The organism is Faecalibacterium hominis (ex Afrizal et al. 2022) (assembly GCF_049545105.1).
GTDB lineage: Bacteria > Bacillota > Clostridia > Oscillospirales > Ruminococcaceae > Faecalibacterium > Faecalibacterium duncaniae.
In genome coordinates, this window is sequence record NZ_CP186860.1 from 2,865,738 (window position 1) to 2,888,096 (window position 22,359).

General features: G+C 55.2%; 24 protein-coding genes and 1 pseudogene. 17 read left to right on the forward strand and 8 right to left on the reverse strand.

The annotated features are described in order from the left end of the window. Nucleotides 1–238 precede the first annotated feature (238 nt). On the reverse strand, nt 239–961 hold the full coding sequence (treR, locus tag ACKXGA_RS13735) for a trehalose operon repressor (RefSeq protein WP_423729716.1): 723 nt from the start codon (nt 959–961) through the stop codon (nt 239–241). Nucleotides 962–1,185: 224 nt separating this feature from the next. Here treR and treP point away from each other — a divergent pair, with 224 nt between their 5' ends. Both treP and treC read left to right on the forward strand, forming a co-directional pair. Then, nucleotides 1,186–2,601, forward strand: coding sequence for a PTS system trehalose-specific EIIBC component (gene treP / locus ACKXGA_RS13740; RefSeq protein ID WP_423729717.1), 1,416 nt, complete (start codon nt 1,186–1,188; stop codon nt 2,599–2,601). A gap of 18 nt (nt 2,602–2,619) precedes the next feature. Further along, nucleotides 2,620–4,245 carry an alpha,alpha-phosphotrehalase gene (gene treC / locus ACKXGA_RS13745; RefSeq protein WP_117533560.1) on the forward strand — a complete coding sequence of 542 codons (1,626 nt, stop codon included), beginning with the start codon at nt 2,620–2,622 and terminating at the stop codon, nt 4,243–4,245. A 146-nt stretch (nt 4,246–4,391) separates the two neighbouring features. Here the strand turns inward: treC and ACKXGA_RS13750 are convergent, their stop codons facing one another. The 4 genes from ACKXGA_RS13750 to ACKXGA_RS13765 all read right to left on the reverse strand — a co-directional run bounded on the left by ACKXGA_RS13750 (nt 4,392) and on the right by ACKXGA_RS13765 (nt 5,999). Then, nucleotides 4,392–4,541, reverse strand: coding sequence for a hypothetical protein (locus ACKXGA_RS13750; RefSeq protein ID WP_423729718.1), 150 nt, complete (start codon nt 4,539–4,541; stop codon nt 4,392–4,394). Between the two features lie 70 nt (nt 4,542–4,611). Beyond that, nucleotides 4,612–5,250 (reverse strand): YczE/YyaS/YitT family protein, encoded by a 639-nt coding sequence (locus tag ACKXGA_RS13755; protein ID WP_117533898.1) that lies wholly within the window; start codon nt 5,248–5,250, stop codon nt 4,612–4,614. A 102-nt stretch (nt 5,251–5,352) separates the two neighbouring features. Beyond that, entirely contained in the window at nt 5,353–5,592 is a 240-nt protein-coding gene (locus tag ACKXGA_RS13760) for a hypothetical protein (protein WP_117476258.1), read from the reverse strand. A gap of 200 nt (nt 5,593–5,792) precedes the next feature. After that, entirely contained in the window at nt 5,793–5,999 is a 207-nt protein-coding gene (locus ACKXGA_RS13765; RefSeq protein WP_097771469.1) for a DUF6219 family protein, read from the reverse strand. Nucleotides 6,000–6,275: 276 nt separating this feature from the next. On the opposite strand from ACKXGA_RS13765, the gene ACKXGA_RS13770 reads away from it, so the two are divergent. From ACKXGA_RS13770 to trxB, 12 genes are all read left to right on the forward strand, one after another. Then, complete coding sequence (locus ACKXGA_RS13770) at nt 6,276–7,055, forward strand: DUF134 domain-containing protein (protein WP_097771468.1); 780 nt, start codon at nt 6,276–6,278, stop codon at nt 7,053–7,055. A 55-nt stretch (nt 7,056–7,110) separates the two neighbouring features. Next, entirely contained in the window at nt 7,111–7,713 is a 603-nt protein-coding gene (locus ACKXGA_RS13775) for a Crp/Fnr family transcriptional regulator (RefSeq protein ID WP_268889851.1), read from the forward strand. Between the two features lie 79 nt (nt 7,714–7,792). Then, nucleotides 7,793–8,335, forward strand: coding sequence for a rubrerythrin (gene rbr, locus ACKXGA_RS13780; protein ID WP_117506262.1), 543 nt, complete (start codon nt 7,793–7,795; stop codon nt 8,333–8,335). 21 nt (nt 8,336–8,356) lie between these two features. Beyond that, complete coding sequence (locus ACKXGA_RS13785; protein WP_186850926.1) at nt 8,357–8,731, forward strand: desulfoferrodoxin family protein; 375 nt, start codon at nt 8,357–8,359, stop codon at nt 8,729–8,731. 322 nt (nt 8,732–9,053) lie between these two features. Next, entirely contained in the window at nt 9,054–9,485 is a 432-nt protein-coding gene (locus tag ACKXGA_RS13790; protein WP_015536758.1) for an RrF2 family transcriptional regulator, read from the forward strand. Between the two features lie 22 nt (nt 9,486–9,507). Further along, a complete protein-coding gene (locus tag ACKXGA_RS13795) occupies nt 9,508–11,421 on the forward strand; it encodes an acyl-CoA dehydrogenase family protein (RefSeq protein ID WP_423729719.1) in 1,914 nt (637 codons plus the stop codon). A 23-nt stretch (nt 11,422–11,444) separates the two neighbouring features. Then, nucleotides 11,445–12,656, forward strand: a complete 1,212-nt coding sequence (locus ACKXGA_RS13800; protein ID WP_005946385.1) for an FprA family A-type flavoprotein — start codon at nt 11,445–11,447, stop codon at nt 12,654–12,656. A 165-nt stretch (nt 12,657–12,821) separates the two neighbouring features. After that, nucleotides 12,822–15,338 carry a ribonucleoside-diphosphate reductase subunit alpha gene (locus ACKXGA_RS13805; protein ID WP_044954297.1) on the forward strand — a complete coding sequence of 839 codons (2,517 nt, stop codon included), beginning with the start codon at nt 12,822–12,824 and terminating at the stop codon, nt 15,336–15,338. Nucleotides 15,339–15,348: 10 nt separating this feature from the next. After that, a complete protein-coding gene (locus ACKXGA_RS13810; RefSeq protein ID WP_005946381.1) occupies nt 15,349–16,392 on the forward strand; it encodes a ribonucleotide-diphosphate reductase subunit beta in 1,044 nt (347 codons plus the stop codon). A gap of 34 nt (nt 16,393–16,426) precedes the next feature. After that, nucleotides 16,427–17,290 carry a nitroreductase family protein gene (locus ACKXGA_RS13815; RefSeq protein WP_423729720.1) on the forward strand — a complete coding sequence of 288 codons (864 nt, stop codon included), beginning with the start codon at nt 16,427–16,429 and terminating at the stop codon, nt 17,288–17,290. Nucleotides 17,291–17,512: 222 nt separating this feature from the next. Then, the gene (locus tag ACKXGA_RS13820; RefSeq protein ID WP_158403891.1) at nt 17,513–17,836 is read left to right on the forward strand and encodes a thioredoxin family protein; all 324 of its coding nucleotides are present in this window, start codon (nt 17,513–17,515) and stop codon (nt 17,834–17,836) included. A gap of 14 nt (nt 17,837–17,850) precedes the next feature. Next, nucleotides 17,851–18,780: a thioredoxin-disulfide reductase gene (gene trxB, locus ACKXGA_RS13825; protein WP_117506270.1), complete on the forward strand. Its 930-nt coding sequence runs from the start codon at nt 17,851–17,853 to the stop codon at nt 18,778–18,780. A 230-nt stretch (nt 18,781–19,010) separates the two neighbouring features. Here the strand turns inward: trxB and ACKXGA_RS13830 are convergent, their stop codons facing one another. From ACKXGA_RS13830 to ACKXGA_RS13840, 3 genes are all read right to left on the reverse strand, one after another. After that, nucleotides 19,011–19,907 carry an IS3 family transposase gene (locus ACKXGA_RS13830; protein WP_423730412.1) on the reverse strand — a complete coding sequence of 299 codons (897 nt, stop codon included), beginning with the start codon at nt 19,905–19,907 and terminating at the stop codon, nt 19,011–19,013. Beyond that, on the reverse strand, nt 19,856–20,212 hold the full coding sequence (locus ACKXGA_RS13835; protein ID WP_181967255.1) for a helix-turn-helix domain-containing protein: 357 nt from the start codon (nt 20,210–20,212) through the stop codon (nt 19,856–19,858). Before ACKXGA_RS13835 ends, ACKXGA_RS13830 begins: the two co-directional genes overlap by 52 nt. Nucleotides 20,213–20,389: 177 nt before the next feature. Then, nucleotides 20,390–21,085: a Crp/Fnr family transcriptional regulator gene (locus ACKXGA_RS13840; protein ID WP_097771455.1), complete on the reverse strand. Its 696-nt coding sequence runs from the start codon at nt 21,083–21,085 to the stop codon at nt 20,390–20,392. A 115-nt stretch (nt 21,086–21,200) separates the two neighbouring features. On the opposite strand from ACKXGA_RS13840, the pseudogene ACKXGA_RS13845 reads away from it, so the two are divergent. The 3 genes and pseudogenes from ACKXGA_RS13845 to ACKXGA_RS13855 form a co-directional block, all read left to right on the forward strand. Next, nucleotides 21,201–21,338: pseudogene (locus ACKXGA_RS13845) on the forward strand (ferredoxin); the annotation flags it as partial. A gap of 52 nt (nt 21,339–21,390) precedes the next feature. Further along, nucleotides 21,391–21,648 (forward strand): DUF2249 domain-containing protein, encoded by a 258-nt coding sequence (locus ACKXGA_RS13850; RefSeq protein ID WP_097771454.1) that lies wholly within the window; start codon nt 21,391–21,393, stop codon nt 21,646–21,648. Between the two features lie 4 nt (nt 21,649–21,652). Then, a complete protein-coding gene (locus tag ACKXGA_RS13855) occupies nt 21,653–22,345 on the forward strand; it encodes a DUF2249 domain-containing protein (RefSeq protein ID WP_117476250.1) in 693 nt (230 codons plus the stop codon). Nucleotides 22,346–22,359 lie beyond the last annotated feature (14 nt).

Sequence of the window (22,359 nt, forward strand, 5' to 3'; positions counted from 1 at the left end):
TTAACAAAAAGATACGGTCAGGAATTGCTATCCTATCCCCTGTACATTGCCAAGCGCAGCCGCACCCTGTCAGCAGTACAAAGCCCCCGAAGGGGGTAACCAGAGCGTAAGCGATGGTTAGCAAGCATTGCATCTATAAAACAGATTCTGATTCAGGGACACCCTAAAACCCATTTTGCCGGAGCCCCGGCCCAGCGCAAAATCCCAGGTGGATCCCCCTGCGCCGGGTGTCTGCTGCTCACTTTTTCCGCGTGGCAATGTCCTGAAAGCAGAAATAGTCCGGTTGGTGGCGGGACTGGGTGTACTCGAACAGCATCCCGTCCGAGTTGAAGGTCTGGTTTACCACCACTGCCACGCAATCATAGCCGTCCATATCCAGCAGCTTTTCATCACGGGCAGTTGCGTGTTCCACCGTGATGCGCCGTTTGCTGGTGATGATCTGCATTCCAAGCACGTTTTCAATAAAATCATAGATGGAATGGGATGCGATTTCCGCTGTCAGTCCGGGTACAAATTCCTTTAAAAAGTAGTTGATGTCCAGAATCAGTGCTTTTCCGTCCAGATAACGCACACGCTGTACCGCCCACAATTCATCGCCCTCAGAAAATCCGCTTTCCTCGGCAAACTGCTCCGTTGCGATGATGGTCTCAAACCGAATGACGCGGGTAACGGCTTGCAGACGATTGCGGCGGGCGGTTTCTTGAAACGTCTCGATTCCACCGATGGTAAAGGTCGTCTTTCCCACCGGCTGGTAGATGACCCGCACGCCACGTCCCTGCATGGACTGCACATAGCCGTCGGCGATCAGCTCCGCCAATGCGCGTCGAACTGTGTTGCGGGAGCAGTCGTATTCTGCAATCAGCGTATTTTCACTGGGAAGCAGGGACTGGTAAGGATAGTCCTGCGCTTCGATCCGTTTTTTGATACTGCGGTAAATTCCTTCATATTTTGCTTTTGGCATGGCTGTTTACCTCAACTTGTTCAAACATTTGTTTTAGTATACCGTGATTGCGCCTGAATTTCAAGGCATTCTCTTGTCCGAAATGCTGAAAATTTTCAAACAGAACATGATTTTTTGTAAATCCGCTTGACTTGTCTGAACAAGTTAACTATACTGAAACCGCAAACAAAAACTTGTATGAACAAGTTGAACGAATCATCAAAAAGATAAAGGAGAAATGAGTCATGGGAAAATACCAAGAAGACGCAAGGCTGCTGCTTGAGTACGTTGGCGGCAAAGAGAACATCGCGGCAGTTTCGCACTGTGTATCCAGGATGCGTTTTGTGCTGAATGATCCCGCCAAGGCGGACGTTGCCAAGATCGAGGCACTGAAATCCGCCAAGGGCACTTTCACCCAGGCGGGCCAGTTCCAGGTCATCATCGGCAATACGGTCAGCGATTTCTACAATGACTTTATTGCCGTCTCCGGCATCGACGGTGTCTCGAAGGAAGCTGTCAAGAGCGCGGCCAAGCAGAACCAGAACGCATTGCAGAAGGTCATGAGCGTGCTTGCGGAGATTTTTGCCCCGTTGATTCCCGCCATCATCACCGGCGGTTTGATTCTCGGCTTCCGCAACTGCATTGACAGCATCTACTTTTTTAATAACGGCACCCAGACGCTTTGCAACATCAGCCAGTTCTGGTCCGGCGTAGACAGTTTCCTGTGGCTGATTGGCGAAGCCATCTTCCATATGCTGCCGGTCTGCATCTGCTGGTCTGTCACAAAGAAAATGGGCACGACCCAAAGCCTGGGCATCGTCCTCGGCCTGACGCTGGTTTCCGGCCAGCTGCTCAACGCTTACGCCGTGGCTTCTACTGCGGCGGCAGATATCCCGAAATGGGATTTTGGCTTCTTCACCATCAACATGATCGGCTATCAGGCGCAGGTCATTCCCGCCATGCTGGCCGCGTTCACGCTGGTGTACTTGGAACGCTTCTTCCGCAAGATCTGCCCGGCGGTCATTTCCATGATCGTGGTGCCCTTCTGCTCGCTGGTGCTGTCCGTCATCATCGCCCACACTGTCCTTGGCCCCATCGGCTGGAAGATCGGCACCTTCATTTCTGACATCGTCTACGCCGGCATTTCCGGCTCCTTCCGCGTGGTCTTTGGCGCAATTTTCGGTTTTGTTTATGCCCCGCTGGTCATCACCGGCCTGCATCACATGTCCAATGCCATTGATATGCAGCTGATCGCCGATTTTGGCGGCACCATGCTGTGGCCGATGATCGCCCTTTCCAACATTGCACAGGGCTCCGCCGTGCTGGGCATGATCTACCTGCAGCGCAAGAATGCTGCCGCACAGGAAGTCAACGTTCCCTCCTGCATCTCCTGCTATCTGGGCGTTACGGAGCCTGCCATGTTCGGTGTCAATCTGAAATTCCACTTCCCGTTTATCTGCGGCATGATTGGATCTGCCATCGCAGCGGTCGTCTGTGTGGCAACTTCCACCACGGCCAACGCCATCGGTGTCGGCGGCATCCCTGGTATTTTGTCAATCCAGCCCGCCTATATGCTCAGCTTTGCGCTGTGCATGGCCATTGCCATCGTCGTCCCCTTTGTACTGACCGTCATCGTCGGCAGGAAAAAAGGCGTTGCCTGATTTTGTGAGGTGTGTACCATGAATGATTTTAAAGATAAAGTTGTCTACCAAATTTACCCGAAATCCTTCATGGATTCGAACGGTGACGGCTTCGGCGATTTGAAGGGTGTCACCGCGAAACTGGACTACCTCGCCGACCTGGGCGTTGACTATCTCTGGCTGACGCCGTTCTTCCCCTCGCCCCAGCGCGACAACGGCTATGATGTGGCCGACTACCGTGCCGTTGACCCGCGCTACGGCACGATGGAGGATCTGGAGGAGCTTATCCGCGAGGCGGACAGGCGCGGCATCGGCCTGATGCTGGACATGGTGTTTAACCACACCTCCACCGAGCATGAGTGGTTCAAAAAAGCACTGGCGGGCGACAAAAAGTACCAGGACTATTACATCTTCAAGGACGGCACGCCCGACTGCTGCCCGACGAACTGGGTGTCGAAATTCGGCGGCCCTGCGTGGGAATATGTACCATGGCTCGGCAAGTGGTATCTGCACCTGTACGATGTGATGCAAGCCGACCTGAACTGGGAGAACCCCGCCGTGCGAGAGGAAATGGCCGACATCCTGCGATTCTGGAAGGCGAAGGGCATCAAGGGTTTCCGTTTCGACGTCATCAACGTCATTTCCAAGCCGGAGGTCTATGAGGACGATTTTGAGGGCGACGGCCGCCGCTTCTACACCGATGGCCGCAACGTCCACAAGTACCTGAAGGAGCTGGTCGCCGCGGGCGGCATCGACGGCATGATCACGGTGGGGGAGATGTCCTCCACCACGCTGGAAAACTGCATCGGCTACACCGCTGAGGGCAACCACGAGCTGACGATGTGCTTCAATTTCCACCACCTGAAGGTCGACTACAAGGACGGGCAAAAGTGGGAATTGAGGGAGCCTGATTACCTCGCCATGAAGAAACTGTTCCAGACCTGGCAGGAGGGGATGCAGGCCCACGGCGGCTGGAATGCGCTGTTCTGGTGCAACCACGACCAGCCCCGTGCGGTCAGCCGCTTTGGCAGCGACACGACCTACTGGAAGGAAAGCGCCGAGATGCTGGCGGCGGCCATCCACTTTATGCGCGGCACACCGTACATTTATCAGGGTGAGGAGCTGGGCATGACGAACCCGCACTTCACGAAAATCGAGCAATACCGCGACGTCGAGAGCCTCAACTACTACAGGATCCTGCGAGAGCAGGACAAGACCGAGGCCGAGACGCTGGACATTATCGCCCAGCGCAGCCGCGACGACAGCCGCACCCCGATGCAGTGGGACGCGAGCGAGAACGCCGGGTTTACCACCGGTACGCCGTGGATCGGCATTGCCGACAACTACAAGGCCATCAACGCCGCTGCCCAAATGGACGCCCCGGATTCCATCCGCAGCTTTTACAAAACGCTGGTGGCCCTGCGCAAGAAAATGCCGGTCATCAGTGCGGGAAAAATCGAGTTCTTGTACCCCGACAACGCGGATTTGTTAGCCTATCGCCGGTACGACGGCGAGACGGAGCTGCTGGTTCTCTGCAACCTGCGGGAGCGGGAAATTGCCAAGCCCCTGCCCGTAGGCTGGACCGATGCCGAGAAACTGCTGGGTAACTACCCCGACACCGCCGACACGCTGCGCCCCTATGAGTGCGTAGTGCTGAAAAAGTGAAGGCTGTCGTATTATCTTTTCGCTATTGGGAGTTGACCGTATCCTTTGCGATCGTAACCTCATAGTGAGCAAGACAAAAGCACTTTCCCTTATTTGCAATGCAAATATAAGGGAAAGTGCTTTTTTGTAAGGGCAAAATTCCGCGTTTAAAGCTGTGCAAGACCTGCCGGGTGCCATTCGTCCCGGATGCCGATGTCGGCACAGACGATCTCACCGCAGAAGGGTGCGGAGCTTGGAGCTGTGTGCAGGGGCTTGCAGCAATCCACAGGCGATTTTGAAAGATAAATCTCCTTCATTTTCATTTTCTGCTTAACGGCAGCAATAAAAAAGACCCCCGCAGCGTATGATTTGACGCCGCGGGGTTTCTCAATTGTTCGGTTTGTATTGCAGCACCTTCTGGGAGAACGTCCGATCGAAGAACTGGATGAAGGGCCCAAGGCAGAACGCACAGATCAAGGTGCCAAGGCCCACAAGGCCACCCAGCAGCCAGCACAGCAGGGCGCTGAGCGCATCGGTGAAGATGCGGCACCCGAAGTACGGGCAGGGTGTGTAGTCCCGCAGACCGAGGGAAAGGTAATCGTAGGGCGCGATGCCGAGGTCGGCGGTCTGGTAGAGCGAAGCGCCCAGCGCCGTGACCAGCACCGCCGCGATGACCCACGCCAACTGCACCGCCAGCGACGGCGCGTCGCCGAAGTGGGCGTGAATGGGGTCATAGAACGCCGTGACGATGTACCCGATGCAGATGCCGTTGACGAAGGTGCCAAGGCCGATGTACTTGCGCCCGAACCAGAATTCCAGCAGGAAAAACAGGATGTTCGTGCACAGGTTCTGGGTGCCCAGCGAGATGCCGAGCAGCTCCGCCAGCCGCATGTTCAGGGCGCTGATGGAGTCGTTGCCGAGGTGGGACTGCTTGAAAAGCGCAATGCCAAGAGCGATGATGACGATGCCCGCCACCATGCCCACCACCCGCCGGGCAGTCGGTTTGTGCAATGCGGTGCCGTTCATAGGGGATTCTCCTTTAGCGTTTCTTTTCCCCTATTATACGCCTACTTTGGGCGGGAGACAAACTATTTATGGAAAGATACAACGATATACGGGGGATCCGCCTTACCCCTTTAATCTCACCTCAATCCGTTCTTTCTCCAGCCACTCCCCGATCACGATGAGCACTTCCTGCCCCTTGGGGATAGCATTTGCCGTCAGGCCGTCGGCGGTGGCGTTCAGCTCCACCCAGCCGTTCTCGTCCTGTACGAAGCCTTTCGCCCGCAGCACATGGCCGCACGCGGGGTCGGTGAAGAGGGCCGGGATATTCTGTTCGAGCTGCTGGCACGAGAGGCCCAGCTCCAAAAAGTAGGCCGAACCAAAGGCCCTATGCGGTTGGCGTTACCCGCTTCTAATTATAGCAAAAGGAGGTTCTTTTTCTACCGTTTCAACGCTACGGCTCTATTCTTCCACAAGCATAGCTTGTGGTTTTCTATATGAAGAAAGTTGCTGGAGAAAAAATTCTCCAGCAACTTTGTCTTTGATGAATAAAGGAAATTTTTTGTTTAACTATTCTCACTATTATTTGGTTTAGTGATTTTTTTCTTCTTTGGAGAAACCAGTTTGTGACCGGAATAAATGGACATACCCATACAAAGCAATGAAGAATAGGCAAAGTATTTATGCGCAGTCATAGATTTTTTGATTCCAGAATAAATGCATCCCAACATACAGAAAAGTGCGCCTAAGGACCAGTATTTATGTGATTTCATGATTTGATACCTCCTTTGATTTAACTGATTCAATTATAACGTTTTTTTACGAAAATGCAAGCATTACCGGGAACGCTTTCATGTGGATGCTGTGACTGCCGCTACGGTCATGATCGGTGGGCATTACGAACAAGGCTCACATGTAGCATTCGACTCCGAATATCAGCCGGCACACATATGAGGACGGAAAATGTAGCAGCTTTTGAAAAAAATTGCTTTTTTCTGCTCAAAGTGCTACAATCGGAATATACCGAATACAAAGGGAGGAAAGCTCCCATGCCAAGACCGCCACGGTGCCGTCAAATTTGTGGCGTACCACAGGTCGATACATTCTGTCCCAACGGGTGCGAGAATACCGAGCCGATCCTGCTGACGCTGGACGAATACGAGGTCATTCGGCTGGTTGACTTGGAGCAGCAAACCCACGAGCAGTGTGCCGCTCAAATGGACATTTCTCGCTCTACCGTGCAGGAGATTTACGAAAGCGCACGGAGCAAGATCGCAGCGTGTCTTGTCCACGGGAAACCGCTGCACATCACCGGGGGAAACTACCGCATCTGCGGAGGACAGGAGGCAGCTCACTGCGGCCGTTGCTGCCGGATGCAGAGAACCAACATGGAAAAATTAGGCAAAACTTGCAAAGGAGATTCCATTATGAAAATTGCAGTTACCTATGAAAACGGTCAAATCTTTCAGCATTTTGGTCACACCGAGCAGTTCAAGCTTTATGAAGCTGTGGACGGCAAAATCACTCATGCGAAAGTCGTTGACACCAACGGCAGCGGTCACGGCGCACTGGCAGGCTTCCTGATGCAGAACGGCGTGGACACTTTGATTTGCGGAGGCATCGGCGGCGGTGCGCAGGCAGCTCTGGCCGAAGCGGGCATCAAGCTCTACGGCGGTGTCAGCGGGGACGCTGATGCTGCGGTGAGCGCATTGCTCAACGGAAATCTGGGCTACGATCCCAATGTTCACTGTGACCACCATGATCATGAGCACGGCGAGGCTGGTCACTCCTGCGGTGACCACGGCTGCGGCAAGCATAGCTGCCATTGATATGGAACGCACACTGACACAACTTCCGTTCTGGTCATCCTTGACCGAACGCGAAATGGACACACTACGCCGAAGTGCCTTTGTCCGTCATTATAAAAAGGGTGCGTTCGTTCACAGCAGCGACAATGAATGTCTCGGAATGCTGTTTATTCTTTCCGGCGAGATCCGCACCTATCTTCTCTCTGATGAGGGGCGGGAAGTAACGCTGTTCCGCCTGTATCCGGGCGAACTATGCGTGCTTTCCGCCTCCTGCGTGATCAGTCAGATCACCTTTGATACGCAAATGACTGCCGGAATGGATACGGACGTTCTGATTATCCCTGCAAATGTCATTGCTGCACTCAAGGAGAAAAATCTCCATGTCCGCTGTTTTCTCTATGAACTGGCAACGAAACGGTTTTCTGATGTGATGTGGGCGATGCAGCAGATCATGTTCAAGGGGCTGGATCAGCGGCTGGCAGAATTTCTCTTTGCCGAAGCGGAACGTACCGGCTCCGACACGATACGTATGACCCATGAGCAGATCGCCCAGCACATCAGCTCGGCACGGGAGGCAGTGGCACGGATGCTCAAAAGCTTCTCGGAGGACGGACTGGTGGAGCTGAAGCGTGGTGCAATCACGCTGCGGGATAAGAACAGATTAAATCGTCTAAAATAAAAAGGAATGTGACTTCGTCACGGAATAAAATCATAGATTTGCTACAATAAAAGCAGAAAAGCAGGAAGGAGTATCCACCATGAAAGAAACGAAATACGCAGGAACTCAAACCGAAAAAAACCTGATGGCTGCCTTTGCCGGTGAGTCCGAGGCACGCAACAAGTACACCTATTTTGCATCCAAGGCCAAGAAGGAAGGCTTTGAGCAGATCGCGGCACTGTTCCTCAAAACCGCTGATAATGAGAAGGAACACGCCAAGCTGTGGTTCAAAGAACTGAACGGCATTGGCGACACCGCAGAAAACCTTCTCTCCGCCGCTGAGGGTGAGAACTACGAGTGGACGGATATGTACGATGGCTTTGCCAAAACTGCCGATGAGGAAGGCTTTCATGAGCTGGCCCAGCGTTTCCGCCTGGTAGCCGCCATTGAGAAGCACCATGAGGAGCGCTACCGTGCCCTGCTGCACAATGTGGAGATGGCAGAGGTCTTTGCCAAGAGTGAGGTCAAGGTATGGGAGTGCCGCAACTGCGGTCACATTGTGATCGGTGAGAAAGCTCCAGAGGTTTGCCCCACCTGCAACCATCCCCAGAGCTATTTTGAAATTCACGCAGAAAACTATTAAAGAAAGAAAAGGAGAATTATCATGGAGCAGAAGTTTTACATTTGCAAGCATTGTGGCAACATCATTGCCAAAGTTAAGGACGCAGGCGTCCCTGTCGTCTGCTGCGGCGAGCCGATGAGCGAGATCGTTCCCGGCACCACCGACGCTGCCGTGGAGAAGCACGTCCCTATCTGGACGGTGGAAAACGGCATCGTCCATGTCAAGGTCGGCTCTGTGGAGCACCCCATGCTGCCGGAGCACTACATCGAATGGGTATCTCTCCAGACCAAGCAGGGCAATCAGCGTAAGGAACTGCATCCCGGCGAAAAGCCGGAGGTCTGCTTCGCTCTCTGCGAGGGCGATGAGGTCGAGGCGGTCTACGCCTACTGCAACCTCCACAGTCTGTGGAAAGCGTAATTCACCTTCTTAAAATCCGGTGCTCAAAAAGCACCGGATTTTTTTTTTTATCAATGTAACCTCGTCACAGAAAAAGACTTTGTCCTGCGGTATGATAAAGCCACAATCAAGAAAGAGCTGGCGAACATGAAAATCAAGCTCAATCCCGATCAGGAGATTGTCAATATGAAAAGGAACATAGCTTTTCGCTGAATGGAAAGCGAAGCTGACCCGGGCTGGGGCGGTCTGTAATAAAGCGATATTTTTTTTGAAACTATCTTGACAAAATTTATCAAGATTGATATGATGGTATTAACAAGCAAGCGAAAAGAGGATGTGGAGCATGATCATCACCAAAGAGACGGACTACGCGCTGCGCATTTTGCGGGTGCTGCTGGACGGGGAGAAGCATTCGGTGGCCGAGATGTCGGAAACGGAATTGATCCCCAATCAGTTTGCCTACCAGATTCTGCGCAAGCTCTCCGCCGGCAATTTGGTGCGGGTGAGCCGCGGCGCTCTCGGCGGCTGCGAGCTGTCCTGCGATCTGGACGCGACCTCCCTCTACGATCTCATGGGGGTCGTGGGGGAGCGGGGCATCCTGTGCGCCTGCATGGAGCCGGGATATGAATGCCGCTGGCAGGACAAGCATGGGCGGTGCACCATCCACTGTCAGCTGGCGGCCTTGCAGCAAAAGCAGGACGAGGCGTTCCGTGCCGTGAGCCTGCGCAGGCTGCTGACCGGCGGATCCGATCCCCAAGATACAAGCAAGCTGTAAAATTTTAAAAGGAGGTACCCGTATGCTGTTTCAAACCACGTCGGCGCACGAAGAGCTGCGCGCGAAGATCCGGAGTTTTGCGGAGGAGGAGATCAAGCCCCTCGCATTTTTAATGGATCAGAACAATGAGTTTCCCGAGGAGGCTGTCAAGAAGCTGGGTAAGCTGGGCTGGATGGGCATTCCCTACCCCAAGGAGTACGGCGGTGCCGGTCTTGATGCTCTGAGCTACGCCATCGCGGTGGAGGAGCTGGCCCGTGTGGACGGCGGCACGGGCGTAATCCTCTCCGCCCACGTCTCCCTCGGCTCATGGCCCATTTTCGCCTATGGCACCGAGGAGCAGAAGAAGAAATATCTGGTTCCGCTGGCCAAGGGCGAGAAGATCGGCGCCTTCGGCCTTACGGAGACCAACGCCGGATCCGACGCCGGCGGCACGGAGACCACGGCGCTGGATAAGGGGGACTACTACCTCCTCAACGGCGGCAAGATCTTCATTACCAACGCCCCTAAGGCGGACACCTATGTGGTTTTCGCCGTCACCACGCCGGACATCGGCACCCGGGGCATCTCCGCTTTCATCGTGGAGAAGGGCTGGAAGGGCTTTGAGTTCGGCGACCACTATGACAAGATGGGTATTCGCTCCTCCTCCACGGCGGAGCTGATCTTCAACGACGTGAAGGTTCCCAAGGAAAATCTATTGGGCAAGGAGGGCGAGGGCTTCAAGATTGCCATGTCCACGCTGGACGGCGGACGCATCGGCATCGCCGCGCAGGCGCTGGGCATCGCCCAGGGCGCGTTTGAGCACGCGTTGAGCTATTCCAAGGAGCGCGTCCAGTTCGGCAAGCCCATCGCGGCCCAGCAGAGCATCGCCTTCAAGCTGGCGGATATGGCAACCAAGCTGCGCTGCGTCCGGTTCCTCATCTACTCCGCGGCGGAGCTGAAGGAGCAGCACGCGCCTTACGGCATGGAGTCCGCCATGGCGAAGATGTACGCCTCGGACATCGCGCTGGAGGTCACCAACGATGCCTTGCAGATCCACGGCGGCAGCGGCTACCTCAAGGGCATGGAGGTGGAACGGGCCTACCGCGACGCCAAGATCACCACCCTCTACGAGGGCACTAACGAGATCCAGCGGGTGGTCATCGCCTCTCATCTGTTGGGCAGGCTGGGCAAGAGCTCCGGCGGCGAGAGCCGTTCGGCGGCCAAGAAACCCGCGCCCATCACCGGCATTCGCAAAAAGACCATCTTCCGGGAGGGGGATGCTGCCCAGCAGGTGGCCGACCTTGTGGCGGCGCTGAAGAAGGATGGTCACGACTTCTCCGTCGGCATCCCTATGGATACGCCCATCCCGCAGGCGGAGCGGGTGGTCTCCGCGGGCAAGGGCATCGGGGAGAAAAAGAACATGAAACTGGTAGAGTCGCTGGCCAAGGCCGCCGGCGCGGCCATCGGTTCTTCCCGCCCTGTGGCGGAGACTCTCAAATATCTGCCGCTGAACCGCTATGTGGGTATGTCCGGTCAGAAGTTCACCGGCAATCTGTACATCGCCTGCGGCATCTCCGGCGCATCCCAGCACCTTAAGGGCATCAAGGACGCCTCCACCATCGTGGCCATCAATAAGAACGGTAACGCGCCTATCTTCAAGAACTGCGACTACGGCATCGTGGGCGATGTGGAGGAGATCCTGCCCCTGCTCACTGCCGCGCTGGATAGCGGCGAAAAGCTGCCCGCGCCGCCCATGGTAAAGATGAAGCGGCCCACGCCGCCGAAGCCCGCCCCCATCGGCGACCGCTACGTCTGCAGCGGCTGCGGCTACGAGTATGTGCCGGAGTTGGGCGACGAGGACGGCGAGATCGCGCCCGGTACGCTCTTTGAGCAGCTTCCCGCCGAGTGGGTGTGTCCCGAGTGCGCGGAGACGAAGGATCAATTTGTAAAGGCTTGAGGCCGTGAAGGAGGCAAGATAAGATGTATTGCGTGCGTAAAGTAACGAACGACCTCTACTGGGTGGGCGCCAACGACCATCGCCTGGCCCTGTTTGAAAACTGCTTTCCCATTCCCCGGGGCGTAAGCTACAACGCCTACTGCCTGCTGGATGAAAAGACGGTGCTCTTTGACACGGTGGACTGGTCTGCCTGCCGCCAGCTTTTGGAAAATCTGGCGTATGTGCTGGATGGCCGCGAGCTGGACTACCTGCTGGTCAACCATCTGGAGCCGGATCACGCCGCCTGCATCGAGGAGATCCTGCTGCGCCATCCCAAGGTGAAACTGATCTCCAACGAGAAGGCATTCATGCTCATGCGGCAGTTCGGCTTCCATGTGGACGGACATGAGTGCATCGAGGTGAAGGAGGGCGACACCTTCTCCTTCGGCAAGCACACCGTCACCTTTGTGGGCGCGCCTATGGTTCACTGGCCGGAGGCCATGGTGACCCTCGACGTCACCGACGGCGTCCTCTTTTCCGCCGACGCCTTCGGCACCTTCGGCGCGCTGGACGGCAAGCTGTTCGCCGACGAGGTGGACTTCGAGCGGGACTGGCTGGACGACGCCCGTCGCTACCTTACCAACATCGTGGGCAAGTACGGCCCCCACATCCAGCTCCTGCTGAAAAAGGCCGGCGGCGTTTTGGATCAGATCAAGTACATCTGCCCGCTCCACGGCCCCGTGTGGCGCAAGGATCTGGGCTGGTTCATTGAAAAGTACGACACATGGAGCCGCTATGCCCCTGAGACCCAGGGCGTGCTCATCGTCTACGCCTCTATGTACGGCAACACGGAGAACGCGGCGCAGGCGCTGGCGACGTCGCTCTGCGATAAGGGCATGAGCAAGGTGGCGATGTACGATGTGTCCTCCACTCATGTCTCCCAGCTGATCTCCGAGGCGTTTAAGTACAGTCACATTGTCCTGGCCTCTGTGACCTACAACCTCGGCATCTACCCTGCCATGCATGACTTCCTCATGGATATGAAGGCACTGAATCTGCAAAACCGCACCTTTGCCATCATTGAAAACGGCTCATGGGCGGTGAAGTCCGGTGACCTCATGCAGAAATTCGTCAACAATGAGCTTAAGAACATGACGGTGCTCAACGAGCGGCTCAGCCTCGCCTCGTCCATGGGCACGGACAAGCGCACTGAGCTGGAAGCACTGGCGGACGCCATTCTGGAATCTATGAAGTAACTGGCAGGAAAGCCAAAACCAAGACAACAGACAACAAACAGCCCCGCCGCGTCGGCTGCAGAAAAACCGGCTTTCAAAAACAGAGCGGGCAAGCGTGATACTGCGCTTGCCCGCTCTTTGCCCAAAAGGACATGAGAAGTGACCGGAGAAGATGAGAGGATCGAAATGGAGATCAGAAAACGAAACGGGGAGTCTGTTCCCTTTCAACAGGAGAAAATTTTCAACGCCATGAAAAAGGCGTTTGACGGACAGGGCAAGGAGATCGGGAGCAGAGAGATGGATGAGATCCTCGCCACCGTTCTCAACAATCTCTCCGTCACAGTGCCGCTCACCGTAGAACGTGTGCAGGACGAGGTGGAGCGAACGCTCATGGAGCGCGGGCACTATGAGGTGGCCAAGGCGTACATCCTCTACCGCGAAAAGCGGTCTGCGCTGCGCCGTGTCCGGCATACCATCGCGCGGACGGTGGGGGATGACTCGCTTGACGAGGTGCTGCGCCGCATCCAGATGGATTTTACCGAGGAAGTCTACTCCCTCGCGGCGCTTCAAATGAAGTTTGAGAGTTTCTGTCGCCTGGGCATGACGGAGGATGAGCGGGCTGAGGCACTGACCAAGGCGGCGGTAGAGCTGACTACGGCAGAGGCACCCAAGTGGGAGTTCATCGCGGCGCGGCTTCTGAACCACTCCTTTCGCTGTCGCAACGCACAGGAATGGGAGGGGCGCGGCGTCGGCGACCTCTATGGCAAGCTTCGCTATCTGACGGATAAGGGGCTCTACGGTGACTATATCCTTGCCCACTATACCCACGAGGAGATTGCCATGGCGGAGGACTTTCTCTGCCCGGAACGGGACGAGCTGTTCACCTACTCCGGCCTTGACCTGCTGCTCAAACGCTATGTGATCCAGTCACGCAGCCGCGTGCCGCTGGAAACACCGCAGGAGATGTTTTTGGGTATCGCGCTGCATCTTGCTATGAACGAAGGCTCTGACCGCATGGGGTGGGTAAAACGCTTTTACGATATGCTCAGCCGTATGGAGGTCACGATGGCGACACCTACCATGTCCAACGCACGAAAACCCTACCATCAGCTTTCAAGCTGCTTTGTGGACACTGTGCCGGACAGTCTGGACGGCATCTACCGCTCGCTGGACAACTTCGCAAAGGTCTCTAAATTCGGCGGTGGAATGGGGATGTACTTCGGTAAGGTGCGCGCTGCAGGCAGCACCATCCGCGGCTTTCAAGGGGCGGCGGGCGGTGTTATCCGCTGGATCCGGCTGGTCAACGACACCGCCGTGGCGGTGGATCAGTTGGGGATGCGGCAGGGCGCTGTGGCGGTTTACTTAGACGCATGGCACCGGGATCTGCCGGAATTCCTTCAACTGCGCACCAACAACGGCGACGACCGCATGAAGGCACATGATGTGTTTCCCGCCGTGTGCTATCCGGATCTCTTCTGGCGACTGGCGGAGGAGAACATAGACGCGCCGTGGCATCTCATGTGTCCGCATGAGATCCTCACGGTCAAGGGCTACGCACTGGAGGATTACTGGGGTACAGAATGGGAGAAGCGGTATCTGGACTGCGTCAATGACCCGCGCATCGAAAAGCGCAGCGTCACCGTCAAGGACATCGTGCGGCTGGTGCTTCGCTCGGCAGTGGAGACCGGCACACCCTTCGCTTTCAATCGCGACAGTGTAAATCATATGAACCCAAACGGCCACACGGGAATGATCTATTGCTCCAATCTCTGTACGGAGATCGCGCAGAACATGGCACCCATCGAGCACATCAGCACTGAGGTGCACACGGAGAACGGCGACACAATTGTGGTGACGGCCACACGTCCAGGTGAGTTTGTGGTCTGCAACCTGGCGAGTCTGTCTCTCGGTAATCTGCCGGTGGAGGACGAGGCCTATATGGAACGCACGGTGGAAACGGCCATCCGCGCACTGGATAATGTGATCGACCTCAACTTCTACCCGTTGGAATACGCGCGGCTTACCAATCAGAAGTACCGCAGCATCGGCCTGGGCGTCAGCGGCTACCACCACATGCTGGCAAAGCGCGGCATCCACTGGGAGAGCGATGAGCACCTTGCCTTCACCGACGCAGTGTTCGAGCTCATCAACTACGCCGCCGTCAAGGCGGACACAGCACTGGCACGGGAAAAGGGTCGTTACGCGCTCTTTGAGGGCAGCGACTGGCAGACGGGCGCGTATTTTGAAAAGCGGGGTTATACCTCCGAAAAGTGGCGGGCGCTTGCGAAAACGGTGGCGGTGCAGGGAATGCGCAACGCCTATCTGCTGGCGGTCGCACCGACCTCCAGCACATCTATCCTCTCCGGCACGTCGGCGGGCATAGATCCAATTATGAAGAAATTCTTTTTAGAGGAAAAAAAGGGCAGCATGCTGCCCCGCGTTGCTCCGGAGCTTTCTATGGACACATGGTGGTACTATAAGGCAGCGCATCTGATCGACCAAAGCTGGTCGGTACGCGCCGCGGGCCTTCGCCAGAGACATATTGACCAGGCGCAGAGCATGAATCTCTATATCACCAACGACTATTCCATGCGTCAGGTGCTCAGACTGTATTTGGAGGCGTGGAGGGCCGGCGTCAAGACCATTTACTATGTCCGCAGCAAGGCCCTTGAGGTCGAGGCCTGCGAAAGCTGCTCGTCATAAGGAGGATAGCATGACGGAACTGAAGAAAAAGCCCCTCTTTAACCCGGAGGGCGACCCTGATGTGCGCCTGCGGCGCATGATCGGCGGCAATACCACCAACCTCAATGACTTCAACAATATGAAGTACGCTTGGGTCAGCGACTGGTACCGGCAGGCCATGAACAACTTTTGGATCCCTGAGGAGATTAATCTCTCGCAGGATGTGAAGGACTATCCCCGCCTGCTGTCAGCCGAGCGCAGCGCCTACGATAAAATTCTGAGTTTTCTTGTCTTTTTGGATTCCATTCAGACAGCGAACCTGCCTAATATCGGCGCCTACATTACCGCCAACGAGGTCAATCTCTGCCTGTCCATTCAGGCGTTTCAGGAGTGTGTCCATTCACAGAGCTACAGCTATATGCTCGACACCATCTGTTCCCCTGTGGAGCGCAATGACATCCTCTACCAATGGAAAACGGACGAGCATCTGCTGCGCCGCAACACCTTCATTGGGGACTGCTACAACGAGTTTCAGGAGCGGAAGGACGCTCCCACGCTGCTGCGCGTGATGATGGCAAACTATATTTTGGAGGGCATCTATTTTTACAGCGGCTTTATGTTCTTCTACAATCTCTCCCGAAACGGGAAGATGCCCGGCTCGGCGCAGGAGATTCGCTACATAAACCGCGATGAGAACACGCACTTGTGGCTGTTCCGCAATATCATCACGGAGCTGCAAAAGGAGCAGCCGGAGTTGTTCACCGCCGAGAGCGTACAAGCGCTGCGCGAGATGATGCGTGAGGGCGTGGAGCAGGAGATCGCATGGGGGCATTATGTAATCGGCGACGACATCCCGGGGCTGAACCGGCAGATGATCAGCGATTACATCCGCTATCTCGGCAACCTCCGCTGGACGAGCCTTGGCTATCCCGCATTGTATCCAGGCTTTGAGAGCGAACCGGAGAGCATGGAATGGGTCAGCCAGTACGCCGACGCCAACATGGTCAAGACCGATTTCTTTGAGGCACGCAGTACCGCCTACGCCAAGAGCACCGCACTGATAGACGATTTATAAGAAAACCAAAGACATCAGAATAGGAGATACTACTATGAATTACAGCGCTATGATTCAAAATCGCAGATCCGTTCACGCATTCCGCGAAAAGGAAGTTCCGAGCGAGGCTATCGGCCAGCTCCGATCCTACTATGAAAAGACCTGCCCCCGTCTTGTCCCGGAGATTGCAACGGAGTTGATCGTCTTGGACAAGGATGCACAGCCGGCGCTGGAGAGCTCAGCGGGCTATAATCAATTTCTCATCGGAGCACCGCACTACCTGCTCCTTATGTCTGCCCCGCATTCCTATGCGGCCATCAACGCCGGCTACATGATGGAAGATCTCGTCCTCAAGCTGACTGAGTTGGACATTGACACCTGCTGGATGACCTTCACCGACAGCGACAAAATCAAAAAGGCACTGTCTCTCACCACCACGTTAGAGGTGGCGGCAATCGTTGCCTTTGGTTACGAGGAAAAGACCGCAAAAAAGCTGCGGCTGAATATCCTAAGTATGTCTCAAATCGATGTGCGGGCCGAGCAGCAGTACTACGCGCCCAAAAAGGGCGTGCACGATTTGGTTCACATGGGGAGCTGGAGCAACAAGTCTGGGCTTGACGAGATGATGGACTTCTACGACGATATGCTCTGGCAGTCCTTCTACGCCGCTTCGCTCTCCCCCAGCTATCTCAACCGTCAGCCCTATGGCTTCCTTGTGCAGGATCACAGCATCTATTTGGTGCAGCAGGAGGATGCCTACACCGATAATTTGGATGCCGCATTGGATCTCGGTATTGTCATGCTCCACTTCTCCGCCGTCGCCTCCCAGTGGGCGGGGCAGGTACGCTGGGAACTTTCACCTGCTGCGCCCGACGGCCTGCCGGAAGGACTTCGCTCCGCTGCGGTGCACCACATGTAATGACTCTGGGGGAAACAAGGCAACGGTAAAATGCGCGACCGTCGATCCGCGGTTGAGCGTATGTTTCATTAGAAAAGAAGAACCTATCCGTCAGAGTCTGAGTAAGGAAAATAGGAGGTATTTTTTATATGGCTACCGTCATCTCAGGATGCGGTCACAATGTGGTGTGGGGCGAGACCGGAGTCTTGAGAATACCCAAACAAAGGAAAGGAGCTGACAGATATGGCAGCTATCAATATGAATCAGGAGCAGTTTGAGCAGGCGACCCGGGGCGAAAAGCCCGTTTTGGTGGATTTCTGGGCGCCCTGGTGCGGCTATTGCCGGAGGATCGGCCCCGCGTATGAGAAGATTGGAGAGGAATACGCGGACAGCCTCGCCGTCGGCAAGATCAACATTGACGAGGAGCCGCGGCTGGCGGGGGCCGAGGGGATCGAGGACATCCCAACTCTGGTGCTGTACCGGAACGGAAAGGCCGTGGATTCCATCACCGCGCCCGGCTCAAAGGCAGAGATCGACCGTTTCATTCAGGAAGCCTTGGCGAAATAACGGAGGGTTCAGATATGAACAACAATCATGTTTATGATATGCTCGTGGTGGGCGGCGGCCCGGGCGGCTACACCGCCGCCCTGTACGCGGCACGGGCGGGGCTGGACACCATCGTGCTGGAAAAACTGTCCGCCGGTGGGCAGATGGCCCTGACCGAGCAGATCGACAACTATCCCGGCTTTGAGGACGGGATCGACGGCTTCTCTCTGGCGGAGAAGATGCAAAAGCAGGCGGAGCGCTTCGGGGCACGCAGCGAATACGCAGAAGTCCTCCGCATGGATTTGACGGCGGTTCCCAAGCTCGTGGAGACCAGCGAGGGGATTTTCCTGGGGAAAACCGTGGTGCTGGCCACCGGTGCGAACCCCAGAATGCTGGGCGTGGCCAGAGAGTCGGAACTGGTGGGCCGAGGCGTGGCCTACTGCGCCGCCTGCGACGGGATGTTTTACAAGGGCAAAACGGTGGTCGTGGTGGGCGGCGGCAATTCCGCCGCGGCAGATGCCCTCCTTCTCAGCCGCGTGGCGAAAAAAGTGATCCTCGTCCACCGCAGAGACACCCTGCGGGCCACCAAGATCTATCACGAGCCGCTGGCACAGGCCGAAAACGTGGAATTCCGTTGGAACAGCGTCGTTTCCGCGCTGCTTTCCGGGGACAGGCTGACCGGCGTCCGCCTGCGGGACACCGTCACCGGTGAGGAAAGCGTGGTGGACTGCGACGGCGTATTTGTCAGCGTGGGCCGACAGCCCGCCACGGCGCTGGCGGTGGGTCAACTGGAGCTGGACGGCGGCGGCTATATCGTGGCCGGAGAGACCACGGAAACCAGTATTCCCGGCGTTTACGCCGTGGGCGACGTGCGGACGAAGCCCCTCCGTCAGGTGGTCACCGCCGTGGCGGACGGCGCGGTGGCAGTTCACATGGCGGAGAAATATATCGCGGAAAACCGATAAGGGAGGTAGATTGAAAAAGCCATGTTTAAGGTCAGGCCGGATACGACCGCAGTGGGGATGCCGACATATCTGCAAGGCAAACTGCCAGAGTGATGGCAGATAAGAAACCCATGTAAGATCGGGAGATATGTTGTCTCTCCATATCCAGTCCACGCAACAGTAAGCAACTGAACACAAAACACAGCCACAGATGTATGATATGAACCCCAAAAGTTAGACAAAAAAACGAATTAAGCGGCCCCAACGGTCTGAATTCTGTATTGCACAGGACTCAGGCCGTTTAGTTTTAATTTAATTCGGCGGTTGTTGTAATAATTGATGTAATCGACAATAGCCTTTTCAAGCTGGTCAATGGAATCAAATTTTTCCAGATAGAACAGTTCCGTCTTGAGCAGTCCGAAGAAGTTCTCGGCAACAGCATTGTCCAGACAAGTTGCTTTCCTGGACATACTTTGCGTAATGCCCTTTGCCTTCAGCAGATTTTGGTAGGATTTCATCTGATACTGCCAGCCCTGATCCGAATGCAGAATCAGATTGTCAACCTTATTTGGCAGCTTCTGAAAAGCGCCCTCCAGCATATCCGTGATCTGTTTGAAATTTGGATGGCGGCTCAGGTTATAGCTGACAACTTCGCCATTGAACAGATCGAGAATTGGAGACAGATAGAGTTTTTGGTCGTTCACTTTGAATTCAGTAACATCTGTGACCCATTTTCGATTTGGCTGGTTTGTCTTGAAATGCCGTTCCAGCAAGTTTGGCGCAACTTCTCCGACTTCACCCTTGTAGGAGTTGTACTTTCTTTTTGCGCGAACCTGACAGACTAAGCCCAGCTGCTTCATGAGTTTCTGAACCGTCTTGTGATTCACACAAATATCGTTGTTGTGTAGTTCTTGTGTAATTCTGCGATATCCGTATCGCTTCTTGTTCTCATTGAAGATTGTAATGATCTGTTCTTTTACCATCTGGTACTTCGCAGGATTTTGAGACCGATGCAGGTAGTAGTAGAATGTGCTGCGAGGAAGTCCGGCAAGTTGCAGCAATGCTTTCAATGGATATTTCTGCCTTAGCTCCTGAACTACTTGTGCTTTCTGTTTTGGCGTTCCTCTTCCAGTACCAAGGCGTTCAATTTTTTTAAGTAATCGATCTCCATCCGAAGCCGTTGATTTTCTGCAATCAGATCTTCTTCTACTTGCTTATCCAGCTTTGGCTTCCGACCTTTCTGTGTCCCACTGGCTGCACAAGCCCTACCGCGCCGTTCTACCAGAAGTGCCTCTTCGCCTTCTTCCAGATAGATGCGCTCCCAATCTTGAAGCGTACGTCTTGGAATTCCATACTTGCTGGACGCTTCATAAAAGCTTAATTTTTCATTGTGAAGCTGTTTGATGATTTCTACCTTTTGAGCTCCGTTGTACTTTCGTTGTCCCTTTGGCATACAAAAACACCCCATTTCCTAAACAGTATACCATACTGTCTAACAAATGGGGTGCAGTTCAGTACTCTGCGGCTGTGTTTTTTTGCGTAGTATAGCTGCTTCTTCCATCTGCAAAACCCCGACGCTCCGTGGCTGACGGGGTTATCCGCACTTGCCAATACGCCCAAAGAGGGCTCCTTAACGCGCAGAAGGAAAGGGACGGTCAGTCTCCGGCGTTTTGAGAAGGAAATGGCTTTTGTGAAAGTCGAGCAGGCCCTCATCCCGCATTTTTCCAAGCTCTACAGACAGCCCGCTGCGCTCCACACCGAGGTAATCCGCAAGCTGCTGCCTTGAAAACGGAATGTCGAACTCATAGACGCTGCGCCGCTGGGCCTCGGCGGAAAAATAGGACATCAGCTTTGCACGCGTCGTGCGCTGGGCCATGTGGGTGAGCTTTTCGTTGAGCCGCAGGTTCTTCTCTGCCAGTTCGTCCAGCAGGTTGCGGATGATCCGGCTGTGGTGGGAGCAGGCGGAGGGGCACACGCTCAAAACGCGCCTTATATGCAGAAACATCACCGTCACCGCGCTCTCCGCCTCTACGCTCACGTTCAGTACCGCTCCCGGCGCGCAGGCGAATACCTCCGCGAAGGTCTGCCCCGGCCCGGTCTTGGAGAGGATGTTGCGGTTTCCCCAGATATCCTCCTGCACGATGAGGGTGCTGCCCGCCAGCACGAGACCCACCTCCTCCACCTGCTCCCCGGCGCGGAGCAGGCGCGAGCCTTTGGGGAAGGTGTCGATCCTCGCCCCAAGGTAGGAGAGCATGACGGCAAGCTCATCGTCGGAAATGCCGGAGAAAAGCGCCGCCGTATGAAGTACCGGAAAAAATTCTTTCATAAAAAGTTCTCTTTCGTTGAAAATTCAACTGACTTGTTGCTCTTAGTATAGTACAATGAACGCACAAAAGCAACAGGAGGATCGAACATGAAACGACGGATCATTGAAATCGATCAGGATAAACGCCCCGTATTTTGACGGCGCACGGCTCCTGATTGCCGCCGACTGCACCGCCTACGCCTACGCCGCTTTCCACGAGTGGTTCATCAAGGGACACATCACCCTGGTGGGCTGTCCTAAGCTGGACGGCGTGGGTAAGGATTCCTTCGAAGAGGCGTGAGCTTTCTGCAAGAGAGGCAAAGACTATGAGTTATGAAAACTGGAAGGACAAAATCGGCACATTTGAAGTGATGGACGTGCGGGGCAAAAAGATGGACTTCTTCCCCGCATTGAAGGCAAAGGCTGCCGCGCTGAAAAACGGCGAAGGACTGCATATCATCCAGACCTTCGAGCCTGTCCCCCTGTACCCGGTGCTGGCCCTTATGGGCTTTGAGCATCACACGGAGAAGGTGAGCGGCAGCGAATATCACATCTGGTTTTATCGAGTGAAGAAAGGAGAATAACCGCATGAGCTACGAAAACTGGAAGAATAAGGCGCAGGGGTTTCAGACCGTGGATGTGCGCCATATACAGGGCAGCTTCTTTGAAGGGCTGAAGAAAAGAGCCGAGGCGTTGGAGGTGGGCGAAGGATTACACATCATCCAGACCTTTGAGCCGCATCCACTGTACGCTGTCATGGAGGGCTTGGGCTACGAGCACCACACCGAGCGGCGGAGTGAGGCGGAGTTCCATGTCTGGTTCTGCCGTGTGGAGAAGAAGGAAGGCGACAGCTCCGCTCCCTTCAAGCCGCTGGCTCTTTTGAACTATCCCATGATCGATGAAAAGCTGGGGCAGATCGCCGTGGATTTTTGGGAGACCACATGGCAGAGCGAGAAGCGCGTACTGCCCTACGAAACGCGGCTGCTGCTGTCCCTGACCAACGCTGTCGGTGCGGGCCGGATGAGGCAGGCGGCGCGGGAGCTGGTAAAGGCATATATCCACGGTGTGGAGAGTGCCGCGTTGGACGACGTGTTCGAGCTGCTGGCATGGAATCAGGGCATCGGCTGTTTCAGCAGCGAGATCGGCCCCTCGGCGCTGTTCCAGGCGTACAAGCTCATTAAAAACGGTGAGAAACAGGGCAAGTCCCGGGAGGATATCTGCAGTGTGCTGCGCGAGAAATTCGGGGAGAAGAACCCAGAGATGCAGGTCTTGAACAGATGATAAGGAGTTGTTTT